The sequence below is a fragment of the Paraburkholderia sp. BR10937 genome (assembly GCF_040965695.1).
Classification (GTDB): Bacteria; Pseudomonadota; Gammaproteobacteria; order Burkholderiales; family Burkholderiaceae; genus Paraburkholderia.
Genome location: NZ_JBFRCL010000009.1, coordinates 153,113 through 175,147, shown reverse-complemented (window position 1 = coordinate 175,147; position 22,035 = coordinate 153,113). Strand labels below are relative to the sequence as shown.

20 protein-coding genes are annotated in these 22,035 nt (G+C 60.7%); 12 read left to right on the top strand and 8 right to left on the bottom strand.

What is annotated here, in order from left to right; translation table 11 throughout:
* Window positions 1-95 precede the first annotated feature (95 nt).
* The 4 genes from AB4Y44_RS10375 to AB4Y44_RS10360 all read left to right on the top strand — a co-directional run bounded on the left by AB4Y44_RS10375 (window position 96) and on the right by AB4Y44_RS10360 (window position 4,198).
* Entirely contained in the window at window positions 96-821 is a 726-nt protein-coding gene (locus AB4Y44_RS10375) for an OmpW family protein (protein ID WP_368699439.1), read from the top strand.
* 171 nt (window positions 822-992) lie between these two features.
* On the top strand, window positions 993-1,436 hold the full coding sequence (locus AB4Y44_RS10370; protein ID WP_368691693.1) for a nuclear transport factor 2 family protein: 444 nt from the start codon (window positions 993-995) through the stop codon (window positions 1,434-1,436).
* A 61-nt stretch (window positions 1,437-1,497) separates the two neighbouring features.
* Window positions 1,498-2,436 carry a pirin family protein gene (locus AB4Y44_RS10365; RefSeq protein WP_368691694.1) on the top strand — a complete coding sequence of 313 codons (939 nt, stop codon included), beginning with the start codon at window positions 1,498-1,500 and terminating at the stop codon, window positions 2,434-2,436.
* A 118-nt stretch (window positions 2,437-2,554) separates the two neighbouring features.
* Window positions 2,555-4,198, top strand: coding sequence for a methyl-accepting chemotaxis protein (locus tag AB4Y44_RS10360; RefSeq protein ID WP_368699438.1), 1,644 nt, complete (start codon window positions 2,555-2,557; stop codon window positions 4,196-4,198).
* Window positions 4,199-4,223: 25 nt separating this feature from the next.
* Here the strand turns inward: AB4Y44_RS10360 and AB4Y44_RS10355 are convergent, their stop codons facing one another.
* Window positions 4,224-4,859 (bottom strand): TetR/AcrR family transcriptional regulator, encoded by a 636-nt coding sequence (locus AB4Y44_RS10355; RefSeq protein WP_368691697.1) that lies wholly within the window; start codon window positions 4,857-4,859, stop codon window positions 4,224-4,226.
* Between the two features lie 218 nt (window positions 4,860-5,077).
* Between AB4Y44_RS10355 and AB4Y44_RS10350 the strand changes: the two genes are divergently transcribed.
* The 8 genes from AB4Y44_RS10350 (at window position 5,078) to AB4Y44_RS10315 (ending at window position 13,616) form a co-directional block, all read left to right on the top strand.
* Window positions 5,078-5,941, top strand: coding sequence for an alpha/beta fold hydrolase (locus tag AB4Y44_RS10350; protein ID WP_368699437.1), 864 nt, complete (start codon window positions 5,078-5,080; stop codon window positions 5,939-5,941).
* A 16-nt stretch (window positions 5,942-5,957) separates the two neighbouring features.
* A complete protein-coding gene (locus AB4Y44_RS10345; RefSeq protein ID WP_368691699.1) occupies window positions 5,958-6,968 on the top strand; it encodes a VOC family protein in 1,011 nt (336 codons plus the stop codon).
* Complete coding sequence (locus AB4Y44_RS10340) at window positions 6,965-8,728, top strand: bifunctional 3-(3-hydroxy-phenyl)propionate/3-hydroxycinnamic acid hydroxylase (RefSeq protein WP_368691700.1); 1,764 nt, start codon at window positions 6,965-6,967, stop codon at window positions 8,726-8,728. The genes AB4Y44_RS10345 and AB4Y44_RS10340 overlap by 4 nt, the downstream gene beginning before the upstream one ends.
* 25 nt (window positions 8,729-8,753) lie before the next feature.
* Complete coding sequence (locus AB4Y44_RS10335) at window positions 8,754-9,548, top strand: 2-keto-4-pentenoate hydratase (protein ID WP_368691713.1); 795 nt, start codon at window positions 8,754-8,756, stop codon at window positions 9,546-9,548.
* 11 nt (window positions 9,549-9,559) lie between these two features.
* Window positions 9,560-10,507 (top strand): acetaldehyde dehydrogenase (acetylating), encoded by a 948-nt coding sequence (locus AB4Y44_RS10330; RefSeq protein WP_368691701.1) that lies wholly within the window; start codon window positions 9,560-9,562, stop codon window positions 10,505-10,507.
* A gap of 9 nt (window positions 10,508-10,516) precedes the next feature.
* Complete coding sequence (gene dmpG / locus AB4Y44_RS10325) at window positions 10,517-11,530, top strand: 4-hydroxy-2-oxovalerate aldolase (RefSeq protein WP_368691702.1); 1,014 nt, start codon at window positions 10,517-10,519, stop codon at window positions 11,528-11,530.
* 59 nt (window positions 11,531-11,589) lie between these two features.
* Window positions 11,590-12,645 (top strand): amidohydrolase family protein, encoded by a 1,056-nt coding sequence (locus tag AB4Y44_RS10320; RefSeq protein WP_368699436.1) that lies wholly within the window; start codon window positions 11,590-11,592, stop codon window positions 12,643-12,645.
* Between the two features lie 242 nt (window positions 12,646-12,887).
* Window positions 12,888-13,616, top strand: coding sequence for an OmpW family protein (locus tag AB4Y44_RS10315; RefSeq protein ID WP_368699455.1), 729 nt, complete (start codon window positions 12,888-12,890; stop codon window positions 13,614-13,616).
* Window positions 13,617-14,394: 778 nt separating this feature from the next.
* On the opposite strand, the gene AB4Y44_RS10310 is transcribed toward AB4Y44_RS10315, so the two are convergent.
* The 7 genes from AB4Y44_RS10310 to AB4Y44_RS10280 all read right to left on the bottom strand — a co-directional run bounded on the left by AB4Y44_RS10310 (window position 14,395) and on the right by AB4Y44_RS10280 (window position 21,934).
* Window positions 14,395-15,663 (bottom strand): MFS transporter, encoded by a 1,269-nt coding sequence (locus AB4Y44_RS10310; protein WP_368699435.1) that lies wholly within the window; start codon window positions 15,661-15,663, stop codon window positions 14,395-14,397.
* Window positions 15,664-15,765: 102 nt separating this feature from the next.
* Window positions 15,766-16,524, bottom strand: coding sequence for an Asp/Glu racemase (locus AB4Y44_RS10305; RefSeq protein WP_368699434.1), 759 nt, complete (start codon window positions 16,522-16,524; stop codon window positions 15,766-15,768).
* Window positions 16,525-16,531: 7 nt separating this feature from the next.
* Window positions 16,532-16,990 (bottom strand): acyl-CoA thioesterase, encoded by a 459-nt coding sequence (locus AB4Y44_RS10300; protein ID WP_368699433.1) that lies wholly within the window; start codon window positions 16,988-16,990, stop codon window positions 16,532-16,534.
* On the bottom strand, window positions 16,987-18,144 hold the full coding sequence (locus AB4Y44_RS10295) for an FAD-dependent monooxygenase (RefSeq protein ID WP_368699432.1): 1,158 nt from the start codon (window positions 18,142-18,144) through the stop codon (window positions 16,987-16,989). The genes AB4Y44_RS10300 and AB4Y44_RS10295 overlap by 4 nt, the downstream gene beginning before the upstream one ends.
* Window positions 18,141-19,010, bottom strand: a complete 870-nt coding sequence (locus tag AB4Y44_RS10290) for a VOC family protein (RefSeq protein ID WP_368699431.1) — start codon at window positions 19,008-19,010, stop codon at window positions 18,141-18,143. The genes AB4Y44_RS10295 and AB4Y44_RS10290 overlap by 4 nt, the downstream gene beginning before the upstream one ends.
* A gap of 3 nt (window positions 19,011-19,013) precedes the next feature.
* Window positions 19,014-20,666: an AMP-binding protein gene (locus AB4Y44_RS10285; RefSeq protein ID WP_368699430.1), complete on the bottom strand. Its 1,653-nt coding sequence runs from the start codon at window positions 20,664-20,666 to the stop codon at window positions 19,014-19,016.
* A 74-nt stretch (window positions 20,667-20,740) separates the two neighbouring features.
* Window positions 20,741-21,934, bottom strand: a complete 1,194-nt coding sequence (locus tag AB4Y44_RS10280) for an alpha/beta hydrolase (RefSeq protein WP_368699454.1) — start codon at window positions 21,932-21,934, stop codon at window positions 20,741-20,743.
* Window positions 21,935-22,035: the final 101 nt, after the last annotated feature.

Here is a 22,035-nt window from a genome sequence, read left to right as displayed (position 1 = left end):
TCGAGGATCCAGTGCTGACATTCGGGCATTGTATAAGAGGTTGCTCTGTGTAATTGATTAACTCAGTACTACATATTATAAAACGTGGAGACATCATGAAACGCATTAGCCAGGCAATTGTTCTTTCAATAGCATCGATATCGGCTGCCCACGCACAGTCGGCCGGACAGTTTGTCGTCAACGCTGGGTGGTTGCATATGGCGCCACAGGATTCGAGTCAACCTTTGACGGTGAGCGCACTCGTGCAGTCGGGCTCGATTCCGGGTAGTGGGGCGTCGGTTGGCAACTCCGACACGTTTGCTCTCACCGCCAGATACTTCTTCACCGACCACATTGCTCTGGAAGGGATCCTCGGCGTGCCGCCCAAGTTGCAGATGAGCGGAACCGGATCAATTGCCCAACTGGGAGAATTGGGCACGGCTCGTGTGTTGAGTCCCGCACTGCAGCTCCAGTATCACTTCGGCGATCCGTCATCACATTTCAGGCCCTACATCGGCGCAGGTGCGGCGTATGTGTGGTACCGGGATATTCAGCTTAGCCAACCCGTGGCGAGCGGCCAGATGCTCTATTCGCCGATGCTCGGCAAGGCACTCGAAGGGCCGACTTCGGCTTCCCTGAGCAGTTCGGTCGCACCGCTCGTCAATGCCGGGCTGACGTACAACATCAATTCGCACTGGTCGGTGGGTATTTCACTTTCCTATATGTGGCTATCGACAAGAGCAACGCTCACCACCCGGTCAGCAGTGGGCACAGTGACAACAACCGCGAAGGTGAAAATCAATCCGTTCATCAGCTTTTTGTCGATCGGCTATCGATTCTAGGTGTGGTGGACGTCCAGAAATCAAACCGGTCCCGCTTTCCCACGCTTGAAAGCACTCGATTGCTGAACGTCCGTGCGATCAAAAGCCGCAATAAGAGAGGATAGCGGTTTGACGCAATCCGGATCTTTCTGCGCTGTGACGCGTTCTCAGTATTCTTAAGGAGCATTAGCCATGTCTGAATCTCTAGGCGAATCGAAGAACGTCAGAACCGTGAAGGAGTACTTCATCCGCTCCGACGCTGGTCGCGCTGACGTGCTTGAGCTGTTTTCGGATGACTTCGAGTTTTATTTTCCGAAGTTCGGTCTCGGACGCGGGAGAGTGGAATTTGCAGGATTCATTCAGGGGCTGCTGGGCACGGTCAGAACGATCACCCATGATATTGAGACGATGAGATTTTTCGAGGGAGAGAACTTTGTCATCGCTGAAGGGACGACGGAGGGTACGTATCACGATGGTTCTTTCTGGTTTGGCGGCAAGACACCTGGTGGGCGCTTCTGCAGCATCTACGAGTTTGATACCGACGGACTGATCAGACGCATGCATATCTATCTCGATCCCGACTACGCGGGCAGCGACACTGAAAGATTCGTTTGGCAAGGCGCGCGTCGCTGGTAATCGCAGTTCAATTCTGTCGCATGGAAACTTTGCAGGCGGGGCAACGACTATGAATAAAGCCATGAACAAGAAAGAGGCGCTGTCTGTGGAGGCCGCGGGCCCCAAGGACGTTACAGATACCGCGCCAAGGGGTATCGCACACCGCACTCGAGGACACGGCAGTGGACCTATTGTGCGGTTGATGAGTCCATCCGATCTTGGGCAGGTTCTGAAGCCATTCGTATTTCTGGACATCTTCGACTTCGAGCACGCGATGCTGAAGGCGATGGCCGCTGGAGGTGGCATGCCACTTCATCCTCATTCGGGCGTAGCCACGGTAACAGTGCTCACTGAAGGTCGGCTCCTCTGGGAAGACCCGTCCATCGGTTCCGGAACAATCGGCTATGGCGGCGTAGAGTGGATGCGTGCTGGTGGCGGTGTCTGGCACGGCAAGGAAATGTCGCCACCTGAGGACGTATCACGCGTAAAGGGATTCCAGCTCTGGCTCGCTTTGTCGCCGATGCTCGAACAGGCGGCACCCGAATGTTGCTATGTTGATGCCGGCGACATACCACGTGTCGGCCCCGCGCACGTCGTCATCGGCTGTTATGAAGGGGTTTCGAGTCCCGTGCCGGCGCCGGCTGGGATCAACTATCTCCTGGTTACCCTGCGGGTCGGCGAACGCTGGGTTTACCGCCCGCCTGCGGGTCACTCCATCGGGTGGTTGGCGCTGGCCAAAGGCGCCTTGCACGCGGGTGCCCCAGTCAAGGCAGGGGAAATGTTGCTGTTCAAGGAGGGAGAAGAGCCCATCACGCTTCAAGCCGAAGGACAGGACGACGCCGTTTTTGTCCTGGGCTCAGCCATCCCGCATCCCTATGCGTTGTGTCTCGGCCGTTATTCGGTTCACACGTCTATCGAAGCACTTTTGGCAGGTGAATCCCGCATTGCCGAGCTGGCCCGCGTGATGAAGGAGCAGGGGGACCGACGAACCGCGTCGGGAGCCGTTCCAGTGTTTCGTTAAGGCGCTGGCATTCGCAACGCGACCCGCAGCAAGTGGCCTGCAGGGAATCAGAAAACTACGTGTGGGCGCGCTGCGTGTGCCTGGGATGGCGTCGCTGTCTGCCCGGGGGGAGACCGAAGTGAAGAATCTAAAGATCGGAATCAAGCTTTGGGGGGGATTTTGCGTCTTTCTGCTGCTACTGATATTCGTCGACGCGGTTGGTCTTGCGAACCTGCGCAGCCAGCACCAGTCCACGGATCGGATCGCGAACGTTCTCTATCCGAAGGCGCTCGCGGCTGTGCGGATTTCACAACTGCAAACGGATCAGGGGCGCCTTGCCCTGAGAATCATCCTTTCACCGGACGAAAATGAGCGCGCACGGGACAAGGTATCGTTCGACCAGGACGCTGCCGGAATCAAGGCGCAGTTGGGGGCGCTAGACAATCTCGTCGGTACGGACGAAGGCCGCGCACTGCTGGCTGCTGTCAGATCGACCCAGTCCGACTACTCCGGCTTTGTAAATGACGCTGTCGCGCTGGCGCTTGGGGGCAGGACGCAGGACGCAACGGCGCTGCTGCTTGGCGATCGCAACGACGCACAAGGTAGGGCAGAGGCGGCGCAGAGGGCGATGAGTCAGTTTGAGGAGGCCGCAGCGCAGAAAGGCGCAGCGGACGCGAAGCAAGCCTATGCGCAGACGAGCGTCGTCGTCTGGGGCGTTCTGGCGCTTGCGCTGGTTGTTGGCGCAAGCCTGGCGTGGTTTGCGACACCCTCGATCACCGAACCATTGAAGGAAGCCCTGAGCGTCGCGCACAGGGTCGCCGACGGTGACTTGAGCGCGCCGGTCCACGCGTCGTCGCGGGATGAGACTGGTCTTTTGCTCGCAGCACTCGAGTTCATGCGGCATAGTCTGGCGAAGAGCGTCGCGGCTGTACGAAGCAATGCTCAAAGCGTCTCCATCGCCAGCTCGCAAATCGCGGATGGCAACGCGGATCTCTCAGCACGTACTGAGGAACAGGCGGTCGCGCTTGCGGAGACGGCAGCGAGCATGACGCAGCTTACCCAGACGGTGAAGCAAAACAGCGAGAACGCGAGGCAGGCCGAAATGCTCGCGACGCGGGCGACCAATGTCGCTGACGCGGGCAATGACGCGGTACAGTCGATGATCCAGTCGATCGGGAGAGTCAGGGATAGCTCCGGGCGGATCTCCGAAATTACAGCCGTGATCGAGGATATCGCATTCCAGACCAATATCCTGGCGTTGAATGCCGCTGTAGAAGCGGCGCGGGCCGGCGCGGAAGGCCGGGGATTTGCGGTCGTGGCGAGTGAGGTGCGCAGCCTGGCACAGCGCTCGGCCGCCGCAGCGCGAGAAATCAAGGCGTTGATCGGCTCATCGGTGAGCTTGATTCATGGGAGTGCGACTCAGGCCGCGGAAGTCGGTGCGACGATGGCGGAGGTGAAGCAGGCGATCGAGCGGGTTTCGGGTATGGTGGCGCAGATCGCTGCGGCTTCAGACGAGCAGAGCCGGGGCATCGAACAGGTCAGTCATGCCGTGGTGCAGATGGACGAGGCAACGCAGCAGAACGCCGCCCTTGTCGAGCAGATAGCAGCTGCCGCACGTACGCTCGAAGAGCAGGCCAGCAGGCTTGACGAGGCTGTCTCCGCATTCAGGCTTGCAACGACAGAGCAACCATCATTCCAGCAGTTCCAGGGGGCTTGCGCTTCGCTCGAAGCGCCAATCCGAGCCGCAGGACACGATGTTGCCCAGACATCCGGCCTGCAGTGAGATCCGAAGTGACTTCAACGGGACGTCACTTGAGTTTGTTCAACATCCTTGCGTGTCCGCGTTCGAGAAGAGAGTTGAGCGGTACCGCAATCGCCTCCAGTTCGCCGCGCACGAGCGCCTGGGAGCCCGACCGGCTGACCCCAAGGCCACGGAGAATGGCGGCGACTGCCTGCTCGGTTTGCTCACTCGCTGCGCCATCTTCTGCAAAGCGCTTTATTGTCGCCAGCGCCGTACCTGCGATCAAATCGAGCGCCACTTCGACCGTGACGTCCCGGAATCGCCCCGTTGCCAGTCCCTGCTCAATGTGAGGGGGCAGATAGACGTAGATCAGGCTACTTGGTCCTGCGGCGTGCAATCCGGCCGCGCAGATAAAGCGCGCAAGGAGCGGGTAAGTGCGTGCCGCGTGCAGAAACATCCGCACGCCACAGGCGATTCGTCGCGCGGGATCATCATATGAACCTACTTCAATCTCGATCAGGCGAAGCAGTTCGTCGTTGAGTTCCTGCGTCACGGCGTCGAGGAGCTCCTCGTTCGTCCGGAAGTAGTTATAGAACGTCCCTTGCGAGACCTCGGCCGCTGCGATGACCTCCTGGATCACGCTGGCGCCGACGCCCTTTTCCGCAAAGACCAGCATCGCGCTCTCGATCAGCCGCGCGCGCATACGTTCCCGTCGTTCCGCTGCAACCCGGGGCCTGTGGTCAGTGGTCGTGTGTTCACTCATGGTGCTGATTATACGGTGCGGACGGCGCACGCACCGCCACTCGTCCAGGGAAAACGAGAATATTGTCATAATGACAGATATCTCAATACAATGAGCGATATCAAGCTAACTACCCGGACCGGTTGACACACATGGACGCCCCAACTACCGCAATTGCAATGAGCCAACGCACCGTCCAGGTCGGCGGTCGAAGTATCTTTCTGACAGAGGCTGGCCACGGCCCTGTCGTGCTGATGCTGCACGGGGGCGGTCCCGGTGCTTCGGGCGTTTCCAACTACTCGAGGAACATGGAAGTCCTCGCCCGTCATTTCCGGGTTCTCGTGCCCGACATGCCCGGTTACGGGAAGTCGACCAAGGGCGTCGATCGTGGCGACCCGTTTGGGGATCTGGCAGCCGGCATGCTGGGGATGCTGGATGCGCTAGGCATCGCGCAGGCCCACCTGATCGGCAATTCGCTCGGTGGCGCCTGTGCCCTGCGCATGGCGTTGGAGCGCCCCTGGGCAGTTGGCCGGCTCGTTCTGATGGGGCCGGGCGGCGTGGATACGACTCGTCAACTTCCCACGCCGGGTCTCAAACGGCTATTGAACTACTACAAGGGCGAAGGGCCGACGCTCCAGAAGCTCACGACATTTATCCGCGGCGACCTGACCTATGACGGCAGCCTTGTTCCCGAAGCGGTGATCCGGGAGCGGTATCAGTCGAGCATCGACCCGGAGGTCGTTGCAAGCCCGCCTTTGCTCGGGCCCAAGGGCATTCCGCAGTTTAGAAAGATCGACTTCACACGTGATCCGCGCCTGTCGTCAATGCAGAATCCCACGTTGGTGTTGTGGGGCACTGAGGACAAGGTCAACCGGCCGAGCGGCGCGCATTCGCTGCAGCGTCGCCTGCCGAACTGCGATGTGTATCTGTTCAGCAAGACCGGTCACTGGGTGCAATGGGAGCGAGCCGCCGAGTTCAATGCAGTCGTGCTCGCGTTCCTGGCACAGGACAACGCCGGGGCGCAAGTTTCCCGCAAGCGGTAGCCCGGAGCTTGTTGCCATGCCAAACATCTCCAGTCCAAGCCGTTTGCCCAAAAGCCTGTTCGGGCGTGTTCGTATGGGTTACCTGCTGGCCGAATCGACACGGCTAGCAGAATGGCGAAAGTTCGTCGGCGAGGGACTCGGACTACACGTCGATGTCCTGGAGCCGAAAGTGCTCGCTTGCCGCATCGATTCGCATCAGCGGCGTTTGATCATTCGCGAAGGCGTCGCGGAAGACGTGATCGCAATCGGCTGGCAACTCGACGACGAAGATGCGCTGCAACTTGCGTGCAAGCGTCTTGCGGTGTACGGCATCAAGGTCCAGGAGGGCAGCCCGCAAGAGGCCGTCCTGCGAGGCGTGCACAGATTCTGGTACTTCGCCGGTCCCAAGAAGCTACGCACGGAGTTATTCACGCAAGCACTGCGCAGCGACCTGCCGTTGCAGATGAAAGCGAGCGGCTTCGTGACGGGAGCCGCCGGCATGGGGCACGTCGCAATCACAACGCGCCAGCCGGAAGCGATGCAGGCGTTCTGGAAAAAGGTCTTCGACGCGAGGCTTTCCGATGAAATCGAAGACAGGATCGACGGTATGAGTCTTGACTTTGCGTTCCTTCGATTGAACGAACGTCACCATTCGCTCGCGACCGCATCGACGCGCGGTCTTCGCTTGAATCCACTGCGTACCCAGATTCACCACATGAATCTTCAGTGCGCATCGCTTGATGATGTCACACAGGGCTATTTGCGGTGCCGCGCAATGGGTTATCCGATCGCCAATGCCATTGGTCAGCATCCGAATGACCGTGAGCTTTCCTTCTACGTTCAAACGCCGTCCGGGTTCGAAATCGAACTGGGTTGGAATCCGATCGTGGTGGACGAGCGCACATGGCAGTCCACGACGTACCAGGGCATCAGCTTGTGGGGGCATCGTCCCGAAAACCTGAGCCTGCGAGTCAGACTGGGGCGCTTGCGCCGTGGTCTTGCATCGTTGATGCACCCTGAGTTCACAGTACAAGGAGAGCAGTCATGAGCGTAGCGCATCTGGACGATGCCTGCGATGTCGCGATCGTGGGATTGGGCCCCACTGGCCTCGTGTTGGCGCATATGCTCGGACGGGCCGGCCATCGTGTCGTCGTCCTGGAGCGCGAGCCGGTCTTTTACGGCAATGCCCGCGCGGTGTACACCGACGACGAATGCATGCGCATTTTCCAGTACCTCGACGTTGCCGACGAGGTGCAGTCGCAAATGATGATGGAGACACCGGTGCAACTGGTGCGTCCGGACGGCACGCCGATCACGCAGTACATGCCGCGCAAACGGCCGTTCGGCTGGCCAGTCATCAACTTCTTTTACCAGCCGTATCTGGAAACGACGCTGACCAAAACCCTTGCACGTTACTCAAACGTCGAGGTGCGAAGGGGGCGCGAAGTCGTCGATTTTTCACAGGATTCAAGCGGTGTGTGCGTCGTTCATCAGGCCACGCGTGAAGCCCGGTTCAGCGACATGAGCGATGCGCGTATGCGCGTCGACGCCGATCCAGACATCCGATCAGTGCGCGCACGCTACATGGTTGGCGCGGACGGCGGGCGCAGCATCGTGCGTACGAAGCTGGGCATTGACATGAGCGGGCGGAGTTTCCCGGAGCCATGGCTCGTGGTGGATCTTGAACGCAAGGCAGGTACTGATGCGTTACGTCATCTGCCTTACTTCAATTTTGTGGTCGATCCAAAGCTGCCCGTGGTGAGCTGCGTTCAACCTGACAGGTTCCACCGGTTCGAGTTCATGCTGATGCCTGGGGAAACAAAGGAAAACATGGAGAGACCCGAAACGGTCCGGAAGTATCTTTCCATGTTCGTCGATCCTGACCAGTTCAACGTCAAACGCAAGCTTGTTTATACGTTCAATGCATTGATCGCTGCAAAGTGGCGGGACGGCCGGATCCTTCTGGCGGGCGACGCTGCGCATATGACACCCCAATTCATGGGACAGGGCGCCAGTTCGGGCGTGCGGGATGCGTATAACCTTGGCTGGAAACTCGACCTGCTACTGCGAGGCCTCGGTGGTGATTCGCTTCTGGATACCTATCAGTCGGAGCGTCACGCTCACGCAAAGGCGATGATCGACGCGTCAGTCCTGCTCAAGAACGTTGTCTCGGCCAGGAATCTCTTCGCGACGTTGCTGCGCGATATTTCCCTCGCCGTGATTCGGGCAGTACCCCCGCTAAGACGCTGGTTTCAGGATGGTGGCTTCAAGCCGATGCCGGTCTATAAAAAGAACGCCTATCTCGGTATGCCGCGCAGCCGCCGCCGTGGGCCAGAGGGCGCGCTCGCACCACAGCCGGTGGTGCGCATGTTCGACGGTTCGAGACGACGGATGGATGATCTTCTCGGCCATGGGTTTTCGCTGGTAGGACTCAACGTTGATCCATACCGTCATATTGATGAGTCATCTGCCGAGACACTAGGCGCGCTATCGGCGAAGGCGATCACGCTCTATCCCTATGGCGCACGGCCGCAGGGACTCAGCGGTGTCGAGCGCGACAACCGGAGCGGACCGACGGAGGTCGAGGATATCGACGGAGATATGATCGCGTGGTTCGCCAAAGCTGGCTTCAGTCAGGAAGCCGTAGCGATTCTGAGGCCCGATCGCTTTACCTTCGCCGTGGTCCCAGTCACCGAACTCAATCGCACGATCGCGGAACTTCGCAACCAGCTCGGTATGCGGGCAGGCACGCGCGGAGTTGTTTCATGCCCGTCGGCGGGCGTGCCCGTTGTTGCAAAAGCTGCCTGAACCTTGCTTACCTTACGTACCTGTCATGTCTGAATCGCTTGATCATACTGCCGTTCATGCGGCGGCCGCCGCACTGCGCAATGCGCGCGCAACGCGCGCGCCCGTCGATCCCGTTTCCACGCGGTTTGGCATCGCCGGTCTGGAGGCCGCCTACGCTGTCGCCGAAGTAAACGCCGTCGCGCGAACGGGCGAAGGCCGGCGCATCGTCGGCAAGAAGATCGGTCTCACATCAGTCGCGGTACAGCGCCAACTGGGCGTCGACCAGCCGGACTTCGGCGTGCTCTTCGACGATATGGAATATCTCGACGGGGACGACGTTCCAGTGAGCCGCCTCCTGCAACCGAAAATCGAAGCGGAGGTGGCCTTCGTGGTCGGGCGCGACATCGAAGACGACGCGCCAACCTACGCCAGGGTGCTTTCGTCGCTTGCATACGCGGTTCCAGCGCTGGAGATCGTAGACAGCGCTATCACAGACTGGCGCATTACGCTCGAGGATACCGTTGCGGACAACGCGTCCTGTGGTCTGTACGTGCTTGGTCATCAACCGGTCGCTATCGGTCAGTTGTCGCTGGGCGACCTGGGTATGGCGATGACCCGCGATGGGAAGACTGTATCCACGGGAACAGGCGCAGCGTGTCTTGGCCATCCGCTGCGCGCTGTCTACTGGCTCGCGCGCACGATGGCTAGTCGAGGGCAAATGCTGCGCGCGGGAGACGTCATACTTTCCGGCGCGCTCGGCCCCATGGTTCCGCTCGGCGAGGGCGACGTAATTCATGCGCAGATAGGCGCACTCGGCGGCGTCAACTGCCGCCTGCTTTGAGGACGGGATTAATGAACAGCAAACTGAAGGTCGCCATCGTTGGCAGTGGCAACATTGGCACCGATCTGATGATCAAGGTACTGCGTCACGGCGAACACATCGAGATGGGCGCGATGGTGGGCATCGACGCTGCCTCGGAAGGATTGCAGCGCGCCGCACGCATGGGTGTCGACACCACGCACGAGGGTGTCGAAGGACTCGCCCGGATGCCCGTGTTCGCCGACATTGACATCGTGTTCGACGCGACGTCGGCCTCGGCGCACACGCACAATGACGCATTCCTGCGCGCATTGAAGCCGGGCATCCGCTTCGTCGACCTGACACCGGCTGCCATCGGACCGTATTGCATTCCGGTCGTAAACGGCGAGTCCCATCTCGACGCGCCCAACGTCAACATGGTGACCTGCGGTGGTCAAGCCACAATTCCGATGGTCGCCGCAGTGTCCCAGGTCGCGAAGGTTCACTATGGAGAAATCGTCGCATCCATCTCCAGCCGAAGCGCGGGACCCGGCACGCGCGCCAACATCGACGAATTTACCGAGACGACATCGAGGGCGATCGAGACGGTCGGTGGCGCAGCCAGGGGAAAGGCCATCATCGTGCTTAATCCCGCGGAGCCGCCGCTACTCATGCGCGATACGGTGTACACGTTGAGCGAGTATGCCGACGAAAGCCAGATTGAGGAATCGGTGGCGCGCATGGCGGCTGCAGTGCAGTCATATGTCCCTGGCTATCGCCTGAAGCAGCGCGTGCAGTTCGACCGGATCGACGCCGATCAGGCGTTGCGGATTCCCGGTGTCGGCGAGCGCATCGTCGGCCTGAAGACCTCGATCTTTCTCGAAGTCGAGGGGGCTGCGCATTATCTGCCCGCCTACGCAGGCAACCTCGACATCATGACGAGCGCCGCCAGGACAACGGCGGAGAAGATCGCCGCCCGCTTGCTGGCCAACCATAGTTGAGTTCCGCCGATGGACAAGAAAATTTACATCTCCGATGTGACACTGCGTGACGGCAGTCACGCAATCCGCCACCAGTACAGCGTGGCGCAGGCAAAGCAGATCGCCATTGCGCTCGACGCAGCGCGGGTCGATTCGATCGAGGTCGCGCACGGCGACGGTCTCCAGGGCGGCAGTTTCAATTATGGGTTTGGCGCGCATACTGACGTCGAGTGGATTGCGGCAGTCGCCAGCGTGGTCAAGCACGCGAAGGTCGCTACGCTGCTGCTGCCCGGCATCGGGACCGTTCACGACCTGAGGGCTGCCTATGATGCCGGGGCCCGGATCGTGCGTGTTGCCACGCATTGCACCGAGGCCGACATTTCCCGGCAGCACATTCACTATGCACGTGAACTCGGCATGGAAGCCGTGGGCTTCCTGATGATGAGTCACATGCAAACGCCCCAGGCACTGGCAGGGCAGGCAAAGCTGATGGAGAGCTATGGTGCGACCTGCTGCTATGTGGTTGACTCGGGTGGAGCGATGACCATGAGCGATATTCGGGAGCGGATGAGGGCATTCAAGGATGTGCTGAATCCCGAAACTCAGACTGGCATTCATGCCCACCACAACCTCAGTCTTGGCGTAGCGAATTCGATCGTCGCAGTTGAAGAGGGCTGCGATCGTGTGGATGCCAGTCTCGCGGGGATGGGCGCAGGCGCTGGCAATGCACCGCTTGAAGTGTTCATAGCGGCGGCCGCGCGTCTGGGCTGGAATCATGGCACTGATCTTTACCAGTTGATGGATGCAGCCGACGACATCGTGCGCCCGCTCCAGGATCGGCCGGTGCGCGTAGACCGCGAAACGCTCGCTTTGGGCTACGCAGGTGTGTATTCGAGTTTTCTGCGTCACGCGGAGCGTGCCGCTGAGAAGTTCGGCCTGAAGACCGTGGACATTCTTGTGGAACTGGGGCGCCGGAGGATGGTTGGCGGCCAGGAAGACATGATTGTCGACGTGGCACTGGACCTGTCGAAGGCACGTGCTTAGGCCTTGGGTCTTTTAGGTCCTGTGCGTTAACTCAGTTGTAGAAAACGTTGGAGATTGGTGTGAATCGCGTCGATGTTCATCATCACTTTGTCCCTCCTGTCTATCGGCAGGCGATGTCCAGGCATGGCTTGCACAAGGTAGCCGGTGCAGCGCTTCCGGACTGGAGCGTCGGCGCGTCGTTGGACGTGATGAACGCCAATTCGATCCAGAGCGCCCTGCTGTCAGTCTCGGCGCCCGGAGTCTATTTCGGGGATGTTGAGGAGGCACGCAAGTTTGCACGCGAATGTAATGAATATGCGGCGGCTATTCGCGATCAAGATCCAGACCGCTTCGGCTCGTTTGCGGTGCTTCCGATGCCATTTACGATGCATGCGTGTGAAGAGGCGGTCTATTCGCTGGATGTCCTGAAGGCGGACGGAGTTGTCCTTCTTGGGAGCACCGAGGGAAAATTTCTCGGTGACCCGCAGTTTGACGAATTGATGGCGGAGCTCGATCGCCGGCGGGCGGTCGTCTTTGTCCACCCGAATCTGCATCGCTCGAGCGAGGAGCTCGGTCTGGACGCACCCGGGTTCCTGATCGAATTTCTCTGCGATACGACACGCGCGGCACTCAACCTTATCCTTAGCGGAACGCTGGAGCGATTTCCGCATATTCGCTGGATTCTGGCCCACGCTGGAGGCTTTCTCCCCTACGTCGCGTGGCGGCTGTCGCTTGCCAACCTGATGCCGGACGTCGCGTCGAAGGCACCGGCCGGGATGCTGACATACATTCGCAAGTTCTACTTCGATACGGCATTGTCCCCTGCTGCCTATCCGCAGGCCGCATTGCGCGAACTCGTCGAACCGTCCCAGATCCTTTTTGGCAGCGATTTTCCGTTCGCTCCAGCGCCCGTAACGGCAATGCAGCGCGACACACTTGAGCACTCTACTGTCTGGGACGCTAGCGCGCGTACTGATATCGATCGCACGAACGCACTGCATCTGTTTCCGAGGTTCGTAAGTGCGGGAGATGTGGTCGCTCCGGCGCGTGCGCGGGACGTTAGTTCACTCGCACCGCTGAAGCGCGCTGCGGCCAATGCAGGCGTAAGACTGATTGACAAGCTAAGAAATCGCTAGGGCGATCTTCTGTCTGACTATGGGCTTCAGCTAGCCCACGTAACTATGGATTACTAAGTTAAACCGTTCGTTAAGGAAATCTTCCGCGAATAACGCCGGAAGTTACGCCCTTGTTAGTCCACGGCAACGGACAAGCCACTGTCGAGACCGATACGCTGACGGCGGAACGTGGCTCGTTTCCAGCATTTTTTCAAAGCGTCGCCAGGACGACGCTTCTCTATAAGATCTTAACTGGAGACAATATGAAGCGTAGCAGCTCGGCCTTACTCTTTTCGCTCTTTGCAATTTCGGGGGGAGCACATGCTCAATCGGCAAATCAATGGATGCTCAATGCTGGCTGGATTCACCTCGCGCCTCAGGACTCGAGTCAGCCGTTGACGGTAAATGCACTCGGTGCATCATCAACGGTCCCTGGCAGTGGCGCGGCTGTATCTGATGCTGACACCTTCGCCATCACGGCCACATATTTTGTAACGGATCACATTGCGGTCGAAACCCTCCTTGGCGTACCACCAAAGCTGCAACTTAGCGGAACGGGTTCGCTTGCGGCGCTCGGCAATCTGGGCAGCGCAAGGGTCTGGAGCCCTGCGATTCTGGCTCAATACCATTTTGGCGAGCCGACAGCACGCCTGCGTCCTTACGTCGGCGCGGGCGTCACCTACGTCTGGTTCAAAAACATCGAGTTGAACAGTCCGATCGCCACTGGTCAATTTCTTGCTTCTCCAACACTCGGCGCGAAGCTGGAGGGTCCGACATCCGTATCACTCAGCAGTTCACTTGCACCGATTGTCAACGCGGGATTGACATACAACGTCAACTCACATTGGTCGGTCGGTGTTTCCGTTTCGTATGCCTGGCTGTCAACGAGAGCAACGCTCACAACACGGTCTTCGCTTGGAACCGTTACAAGTTCAACCAAGCTAAAGATTGATCCGATTGTGAGTTTCGTTTCTGTCGGGTACCGGTTCTAGTTGGGCGCTGGGTTTTAAGGTGGGAAGTGCCGGTGCGATTGAGGGTCTGCTCGTCGTCGCATTGCATGTACCCTACGCAAAATGGTTCTGGACGTTCGCGGGCAGGTCGTAATTGTGCGCTGGTCCAGAACCAATGCTCATACATCGCTCTTGGCATCGATAAGGCATGCGAAGGGAAGCGGTCTTCGGGATTGGCAGAACGGGCCACAGGCCGAAATGGCGGTCTAACTCGCGCGGCAGAGTGCCGACATGATCGAGGGCGGGCCCACACGCCCGCCGAACGACCATCTGGATCGCATTGCTTGCCACGCGGACACGCTGAAAGCGCTCGTCGCGTGCCGCGATGGCGCGGTGAGTCAAACAAGAAGTGCGCTTCAAGTCAAAATCCCGATAGCCGGGTTGGCAGACGATCTCTCCTACGCGAGAGTGCAGGTCGTGGCATCTCCTCCCTCCAGTGAAAGTCGCGCAATGCGCAATTGCTGGCGTATCGGTTGTCGCGCACTCAAGGGAGAACTGAGTAATAGACTGCTCTTCATGGAAGCCGTGAAGACAAATACGCATGTGAGGAGCGGGGATGTGTGGCCGACGGTGGGATGCCCGAGTGTGGGTGATCAGCACGCGGCAAGCAATCTATCGCGGTAACGCGGAGCGGTTGTTTCCGCGATTGGCCTCGAAGTAACAGGAAGGGAAGCGGGCGCGATGTACGCACGCCCCCATTGTTCCCGATTGCTTCCGTGGTCGACCACAACCGGTCACGGCACTTTGCGCCGCGTTGCTTTCAACTGTCAGCCCTCACAAGCTGACCATCGGGCTGGCCGCTTTGCAGCGCGCGATATTTGCCGAGTGAGAGAAGCAGCGCGCTGGCAACGATGAGCACCATCGGGGCGAGCCGCAGCGGTAACTCGTAGTTGCCGTTCAGGTCGAAATAGCGACCGGCGACGAGCGGTCCAACTACAGCGCCGAAGGCATAGCCCGCGAACGCAATCCCATAGTGCAGCCCGAAGCGGCGCAGTCCCAGATAGGCGCGAACGAGATAGGAAAGTAGATCGCCTTCGGCTCCTATCGCGAGGCCGATGCAAGCGCATGCGAATAGCGCGGAATTCAGCGATGCAGCGTTCATGAGCAGCAGGTACCCCGCGGCGCCTGCGAGAAAGAATCCTGCTCCGACAAATGGTGCATGCAGATGATCGATGAGGACGCCGGAAAGCAGCCGTCCGACGAGAATCCCCACGCCGATGAGCGAAGCGCAATAAGCTGCTGACCCGGAGGACAGGCCTCGATCCGTCAGCAGTGCGGGCAAATGCGGATTGAGCGAGAGTGTGGCGCTTGATGCCAGAAAGGCTACAGCGACGATGGTCCCGAGCTTAAGAGCTGAGAATCGAGGATCCGCGACAGTGCCGTCTGGGAAGCGCTCGTGCCGGGGTGTCCGAGGCGTGTTCTTTCGATCCTTGATCAATGCGCATGCGAGAAGGGAGCCCGCGAGAGACACACACGCAATGATCTGGTATGCGTGGCGCCAATGGAATGCAGCGATGAGGTGCTGCGTTACCGTTGGCGCGGCTGCGGCCCCCACGCCGAGTCCGACCATTGCACAACCAGTTGCCAGGCCGAGCCGCCTGTCGAACCATTGTGGAAGGATCGCGAGATAGCCTAGAACCGATGTCGCTGCGCCCGAAACGCCGATTACCAGCGAGAGCGCGATCCAGGCGGCGATGGCTCCGCTCTGCAGGCCCATACACGCGACGGCGAGACTGAACACAATCGCGGACACAAGAATCACGCGCTTTACACCGAAGCGATCCATCAACATGCCGACGAACGGGCTCGCTGCCGCCAGCCCGGCCATCGAAGCCGCATACGATATGGCCGCCTGTTCCCGGGTCCAATGGAATTCGCGCAGAATTGCGGGTGCGAATACACCAGCGGTTGCATTGAACGCGGGCGCATAGCCTATAGCCATGCCGATCGCTGCCCCTGCAACGATAGCGGTGAGTTGTAACTTCCCGGGCTCACCGGAATGTGCCGACTCCACTGGCGCTGCGCTCATAGGTGTCTCCTCATGGCTCTGGATATGGTTGGCGGCGCGCGGCTCTCCGGCCGGTTCCGCAGACATTGGGAAAAAATGCTGGGTAAATCGAAACTGTGAAAGTCAGTCGAGGCCTTGACAGTCGCCGAGGTAAGCACCAGCGCCTTTCAGTTGGGGCTCGAGCTCTAGCAGCTTGAGCATCTGCCGCACAGTGCAAGCGGCAGTGGACGTGACTGGCACACCGAGTTGACGTTGCGCGAGCTGCAGTGCCGGCAGCGACGGCATCTGCACACAGGCGGAAAGCACGACCGTGTCCACGCCGTGTGTATTGAGGCGCTTCACATCGTGGAGGAGCATGAGCGGGTCGCGCGCGCCCACGTCGAGGTTGTCCTCGATCGAGAAGTTGATCGCGTCCTGAACCTCGATACCTTCCGCCTCGATGTATTCGACGACACGCCGCGTAAGTGCATCGCTGTATGGCGCCATCAGTGCAACGCGCTTCGCACCAAAGCTCTTGAGTTCGTCGACGAGCGCGCCAGCCGAGGTCATCACTTCAGGCCGCGCGACGTTTGCGTCGATGGCTTCGCGTAGCGCCTGCGCAGCCGTGCGATGGTAGCCATGCCCCATGCACATGATTGCGACGAGGCAAGCCGTGCTCAGCACGTCCACGCGCGCATCGGCAAGCTCGATGGCGCAGCGGCCCATGTCGCGGTTCATGCGTTCGAGCTCCTCGGCGACCACCTTGTGCATGCGCACGCGGCTCGAATGGAACGTGAAGATGTGTTCGGGATGGTCGTTCATGTACGACGCGAACATCGCCGGAATTTCCCTTTCCATCGTGATGTTCGAACTGGGCACGATCTGCCCGATGCGGTAATTCATGTGCGGTTCACCTCGTTGTGACGGCGCGAGCGTGGCGCGCCAGCATCGCGCGCAGTGGCGCGGGAATGTCCGTGCTCTCGCGCACGTGGGCGTGCACGCAGATCGGCGAGAAGCGCGCATTGAAAACCGGCTCGCCGCCCGGACGTCTGCCTTCGCAGTGGAAGTCGAAGCTGCGCGTGCGGATCTCGCCGACGTAGCATTCGAGATCGACGATGTCGTTGGGCCAGAGCGTGCCCGCGAAGTCGAACGTCATTCCGCGACAGGGCAGACCCACGCCGTAAGGCTGGCCGAGCGATTCGCCCGAACCGCCCGCGATGTGGTCCTTGAAGAGCGCGAGAGCGCCGAGCAGAAAGTCCGGGAAGCGCCCTGTATAGACGACGCCTGCCGGATCGCAGTCGCCCCAGCGCACGGTGCGCCGAACGACGAACGGCGCGTCGCTCAGCACGTACTCGTAGCTTTGCGTCATGGCATCGCCTCGCCGGCCGGCACCGCGCCCGCGCTCGCCAGTTCACGCATGAGCGCGGGATACTGCTCGCGCAGACGGGCGGCGTCGACACGGCCAGTGCGCGTCATGAACTGGTAGACGAACTCATGTGGCGTGTACGTATCCATCCATTCGCGGACCTGCTCGTACCATTCATACGAGGCCTCAGAGGCGCTGATCAGGCGATCCTTCGCTTCACGACGCAACCCGGTGTACGCGCGCAGCGCGGCCCCTGCGTCGTCCGCGTGTGCCGCGATGGACTGTGCGAGTGCGATCGAGTCTTCCATCGCGATGCGCGTGCCTGAACCGATCGAAAAGTGCGCACTGGCCAGTGCATCGCCAATCAGCACACGATTGCCGCTGAACCAGTTCGCGTTGCGGATGACCGGGAATTGCCGCCAGATCGAGTTGTTCGAGACGAGGCCGTGGCCTGCAAGCTCGGGTGCGAAGACGCGTTCGAACAGCGCGCGGCGTTCGTCGGCGCTGGTGTGTTCGAGGCCAAAATCGCGCCACGTGCGGTCGTCGCATTCGGCCACGAACGTGCTCATGCCGTCGGAGTACGGGTAGTAATGCGCGACGAAATAGCCGCCTTCGTACCGTCGGAACACCAGCGCGGGACACGCAAACGCCTTTTGCACGCCGAACCATGCGAAGTGGTTGCTCAGATCGCGCCGGGTCGTGCCGAAGCCCGCTTCGTCGCTCGCACGCACGAGCGAATTGATGCCGTCGGCGCCAACGACGATGTCACCGTCGAGCGTCTCGACATTGAGCACGCGTGAGGACCACGTCACGCGGATGCCAAGGCGCCTGGCGTGCGCCTGCAGGATCGAGAGCAGCCGCAGCCGCGCGATCGCGCCGCCCCCCTGGCCCGGACGTTGCACCGTGATTGGCGTCTCGGCGCTGACGATCGTTTGCTGCGTGCTGAACTTCATCGCCCTCACCAGATCGCCGCAGACCTCGGGGGCGGCGTCGCTCAGGCGCGCGAGTCCAGTGTCGGCGAGCACGACCCCGAAGCCGAACGTCGCGTCGGGTGCGTTCTGTTCGAACACCTCAATGTCGACGCCGGGTGCGTTCTGCGCGAGCAGGATGGCGAGAAAGAGGCCGGACGGGCCGCCGCCTACGATATCGACGTTCATGGCTGCACCACCGGGCTGATCACGAGTTGGTCGGTATCGAACTGCTCGATGCGGCCCGCGAGGCCCCCTGTGAGCGCGCCATACCATACCGCAGGCTTGAAGCCGAGCGCCTTGCGGGTGAACGTGATGCCGGGATTGCCGTCGATCCGGATATAGCCGTCACCGGTCGCCGCGGTGCGGTAAGTACCCGATTCGCGCGCGGCGTCGACGAGCGGCCGGAATTCGGGGACGTCGAGTACGAACACCGAAGCGACGCCGGCATCACCGGAAAGCTGCAGGCGGCTTGCCTTGCGCTGCCATACCGGCTCGATCGAGGCAAACGGTTCGCCGGCGGCGCCGCGCTGCTCCAGGTCGATGGCCGCCTCGATGGTGCGCGTGGCGTCCGCGGCGTCGATCGTGTCGAACGGGCGTGTCTGGTAGGTGATTTCGATCGGGTAACCGTTCGGATCGTTGAAATAGATCGACTCAATCACTTCGTGGCGTACCTGATAGCGCAGCTCGATGCCGGCCTGCTCGACACGCGCGCGCCATGCGGCCAGCTCGACCGCGTCGGCGACCTGCCACGCGGTATGCGTTGCTCGCACCTGGTAGTGATCGCTCGGCGCGAGCCGTTCAGGGCGCTCGGTGCCGATGTAGTAGAAGAACGCAATCGTGCTGCCGTTGCCGCTGTCGAAGAAGAAGTGCAGGAAGTCGGCGTGATCGGCCGGTCCCCAGCCGCGCGCGGAGATCGCATGTACGAGCGGGAGGCCGAGCAGGTCGCGATAGAAATGCACGGTTTCCTCGAGCTTCCAGGTGGGGCGCGCTGTGTGATGCACGCCGCGTAACACGGGGAGCGTGAGCAGGGACGAGTGGATGGGCTGATTCATGACTTATGCTCGATTGGAGGTGGATGCAGCGCCCTCATGCTGGAGACGCTCGATCAATTGCTGGCGCAACAACACCTTGCTGCGCTTGCCGGACGCGGTGACAGGAAATTCGTCAATCAATTCGAGTCGTTCGGGCCATTTGAATTTTGCGAGTCCTTCCGCTTCGAGAAAGGCCGTAAGTTCGCCGAGCGTGAGCGTCGTGGCCGCCGGGCCGGGCACAACGAACGCGCAGACTCTCTCGCCGTAAACCGGATCGGGCATACCCACGACTGCCGACGCATGCACGTTCGGACAGCGATTGATGACGTTCTCGAGTTCTTCCGCGTTGATCTTTTCGCCGCCGCGATCGACGACGTCCTTCGTGCGACCCCGGAAAAAGTAGTAACGCTTTCCGTCGATCACCTCGGCCATCATGAGGTCGCCTGAGCGATAGAAGCCGTCGGCGGTGAAGCGATGCACGTCTTCCTTTTCCGACTTGTAGTAGCCGCGGATCGTGTACGGTCCGCGAAAGATCGCTTCGCCCGTTTCGCCGTCGGGAACTTCCTTTTCGCCGCCGATTTCGACGATCTTCACCTCGTCCCACGCGGACACCGGACGACCGACGGATTCGTCGAGCGCGTAAGCTGGATCGCCTGCCTGCGTGAACATGATCACGCCCTCGGTCATACCGAAGATGTGATAACAGGGCGAGCCGAGCATTTCGCGCAGGCGCGGCGCGTTCTTCGGGCCGATCAGCTTGCGGCGCGCCTTGGTTTCGGGCGCGGCACGCCTCATCTGGTCGGCCACGCGTGAAAGGATCGGGCCCGCGAGGCCGTACCAGGTCGGGTCGTAGTGCTCAATCGTGGTTGAGAGCGTTTGTGCGGAGATGTCGGGGCAGACGGTGACGCGTCCGCCCACGAGCAGGATCGGCCCGAAGAAGCAGACCATGTTCATGTTGTGCATGAACGGCGTGGGCATGAAGAGCACGTCGTCGCCCGTGTAGCCGTTCCATGCCGCGACAGCCTGCATGTTGTACAGATACTCGTTATGAAAGCGGGGAATGATCTTCGGCACGCCCGTCGTGCCGCCGGAAAGCTGGAATACGGCGGCCTGGAAAGGATCGTCCTCGACGCGCGCCAGCAGATCGCGCGCTTCATCCGCAGGCGTGCCTTCGATGAGCGACCATAGCGTGACGGCTTCGCCGCGCCGCGCGCCGCGCGCCTGGATCGCGATCGTCAGGGAGGGCACATGGGCGCGCATCTCCGCAGCGAAGGCGACGTCGTCGAACTTCGGATCGTCTCCCTGGACCACATGGACGGTCGCTTCGCTGAGGTTGCCCAGGTACGTGATCTCGTGTTTGCGGAAGGCCTGCAGTGCACACAGTGGAATCAGCGACGCCTTCAGGCAGCCGATGAATGCGATGAGCAGTTCGTTGCAGTTGCCGCACTGCAGGATCACGCGATCGAGCGGCTGCGCACCGAGCCTGAGCAGGGCCGCCCCGAAACGGTCGGTGAGGTCGTCGAGCTGCGCGTAGGTGTATTCGGCCTCGGGGCCGACGATCGCGAGCTTCGCGGCATGTTGCGCGAACGCCTCGCGCAGCGCCGAAGTCAGCGACTGCGTGCCGAGCACGCCGGCTTCGAGGTACGTTCGCAGCCTCGCCTCGTCAGGGTATCGCACGCCTGGCAGTGCGACACGGGGCCGTATTGTCTGTTGTTCCAACGTTGTCTCCATCATGATGCCAATTACAGTAATCAGTCTGCGCCGAATCGCGCGTTCAGCCATTCGACGATGTGGCGGCCGGCAATCTCTCGTCCCGACGGCTCGTCGCGTTGCATCGCCATGCCGTGATGGTTGCCTCGCACGCGAATGCGGGTTTTGTCGGCGGCGCCAAGGCCATTGAAGATGGCCTCGAAATCCCGCGGGAACGCACATTGGTCTCCCGTGTATTCGAGCAGCAGCGTGGGGGCGACGATCGATCCGGCACATTTCTCGAACGATGCCTGCGATGAGAGTCCCGACCACGTCGAAAGCCACGATTCCGGCGTGACGACGCGCCCGAAAGCAACGCTGCCCCAGTTCGACGTGAACGGATCGTTGCCCCACAGCGAGCCCGGCTTGCGATCGGATGGATCAAGGGATGTATCCCATGCGCGCAGGTCGGCGTCCGTGCGCCAGACCTGGAAGATCGGCGCATGCGCAGCGACCCGGCGATCGGCGAACGAGGGCGCCTCGCCCTTCAGACGGCGGCGCGCGTCCAGCTTTCGTTCGATCAGTCCGCGCGCTTTCTCGTCCAGACGCTGTGCGCGCTGCGACTGCGCCGCCCGGTAACGTTCGATGAACGCGGTTGCGTAGTGCGCAGTGCGCGTCACGGGGTCGTAGCCGTTGTCGGGTGAAAACGGATCGAGCGCGGGATCGACGGACATCGGGTCGCTTTCATCGACGACGCTTGGATCGAGACTGTTCAGCAGAATCGCACCTTGTCCCGGATGCGGTGAGACCAGAATGAAGCCGTCCGCGCGCGGCAGCTCAACGTCGGCGAGCCCTGTGGGCCGCCCCGCTGGTGTGCGCACCAAACGCTCGGCGGACAAGAGATGCGACTGCTGGTTATAGAACGCATACAGCGCGCCACCGCCCGAGTTGCCGAGCAGCACGACATCGCGATAACCGAGGGCGCGCAGATGCTGCATGCCGGCTGCTACATCGAGCAGGGCGATCTCATGTTCGAGCCGTAGATCATTGCCGATCGAGCGCGGACCCTGTACCCAGCATGCGCAGCCGGCGTCGAGGACCGCGGGCACGAGATAGTGGGTCACGGACATCTCACGCGGGTGCATGATCGACACGACCGTCTTTTCATTGCCTGTTGCCGTGAAAAGAAAGCCGAGCGTTTTCTGGCCGTCGGCGGTTTGGAGTGCGTAAGGCACCACCTTGTAGGGGCGGCGCATCAGCGCCGGGTCCCAGTTAGCGCCGCGCAGGCCTGCAGTCACGACCGCTTTTTCTACCTGATTCACGTCTCCTCCAAGGGGAATTGAGCTTGATATAAATC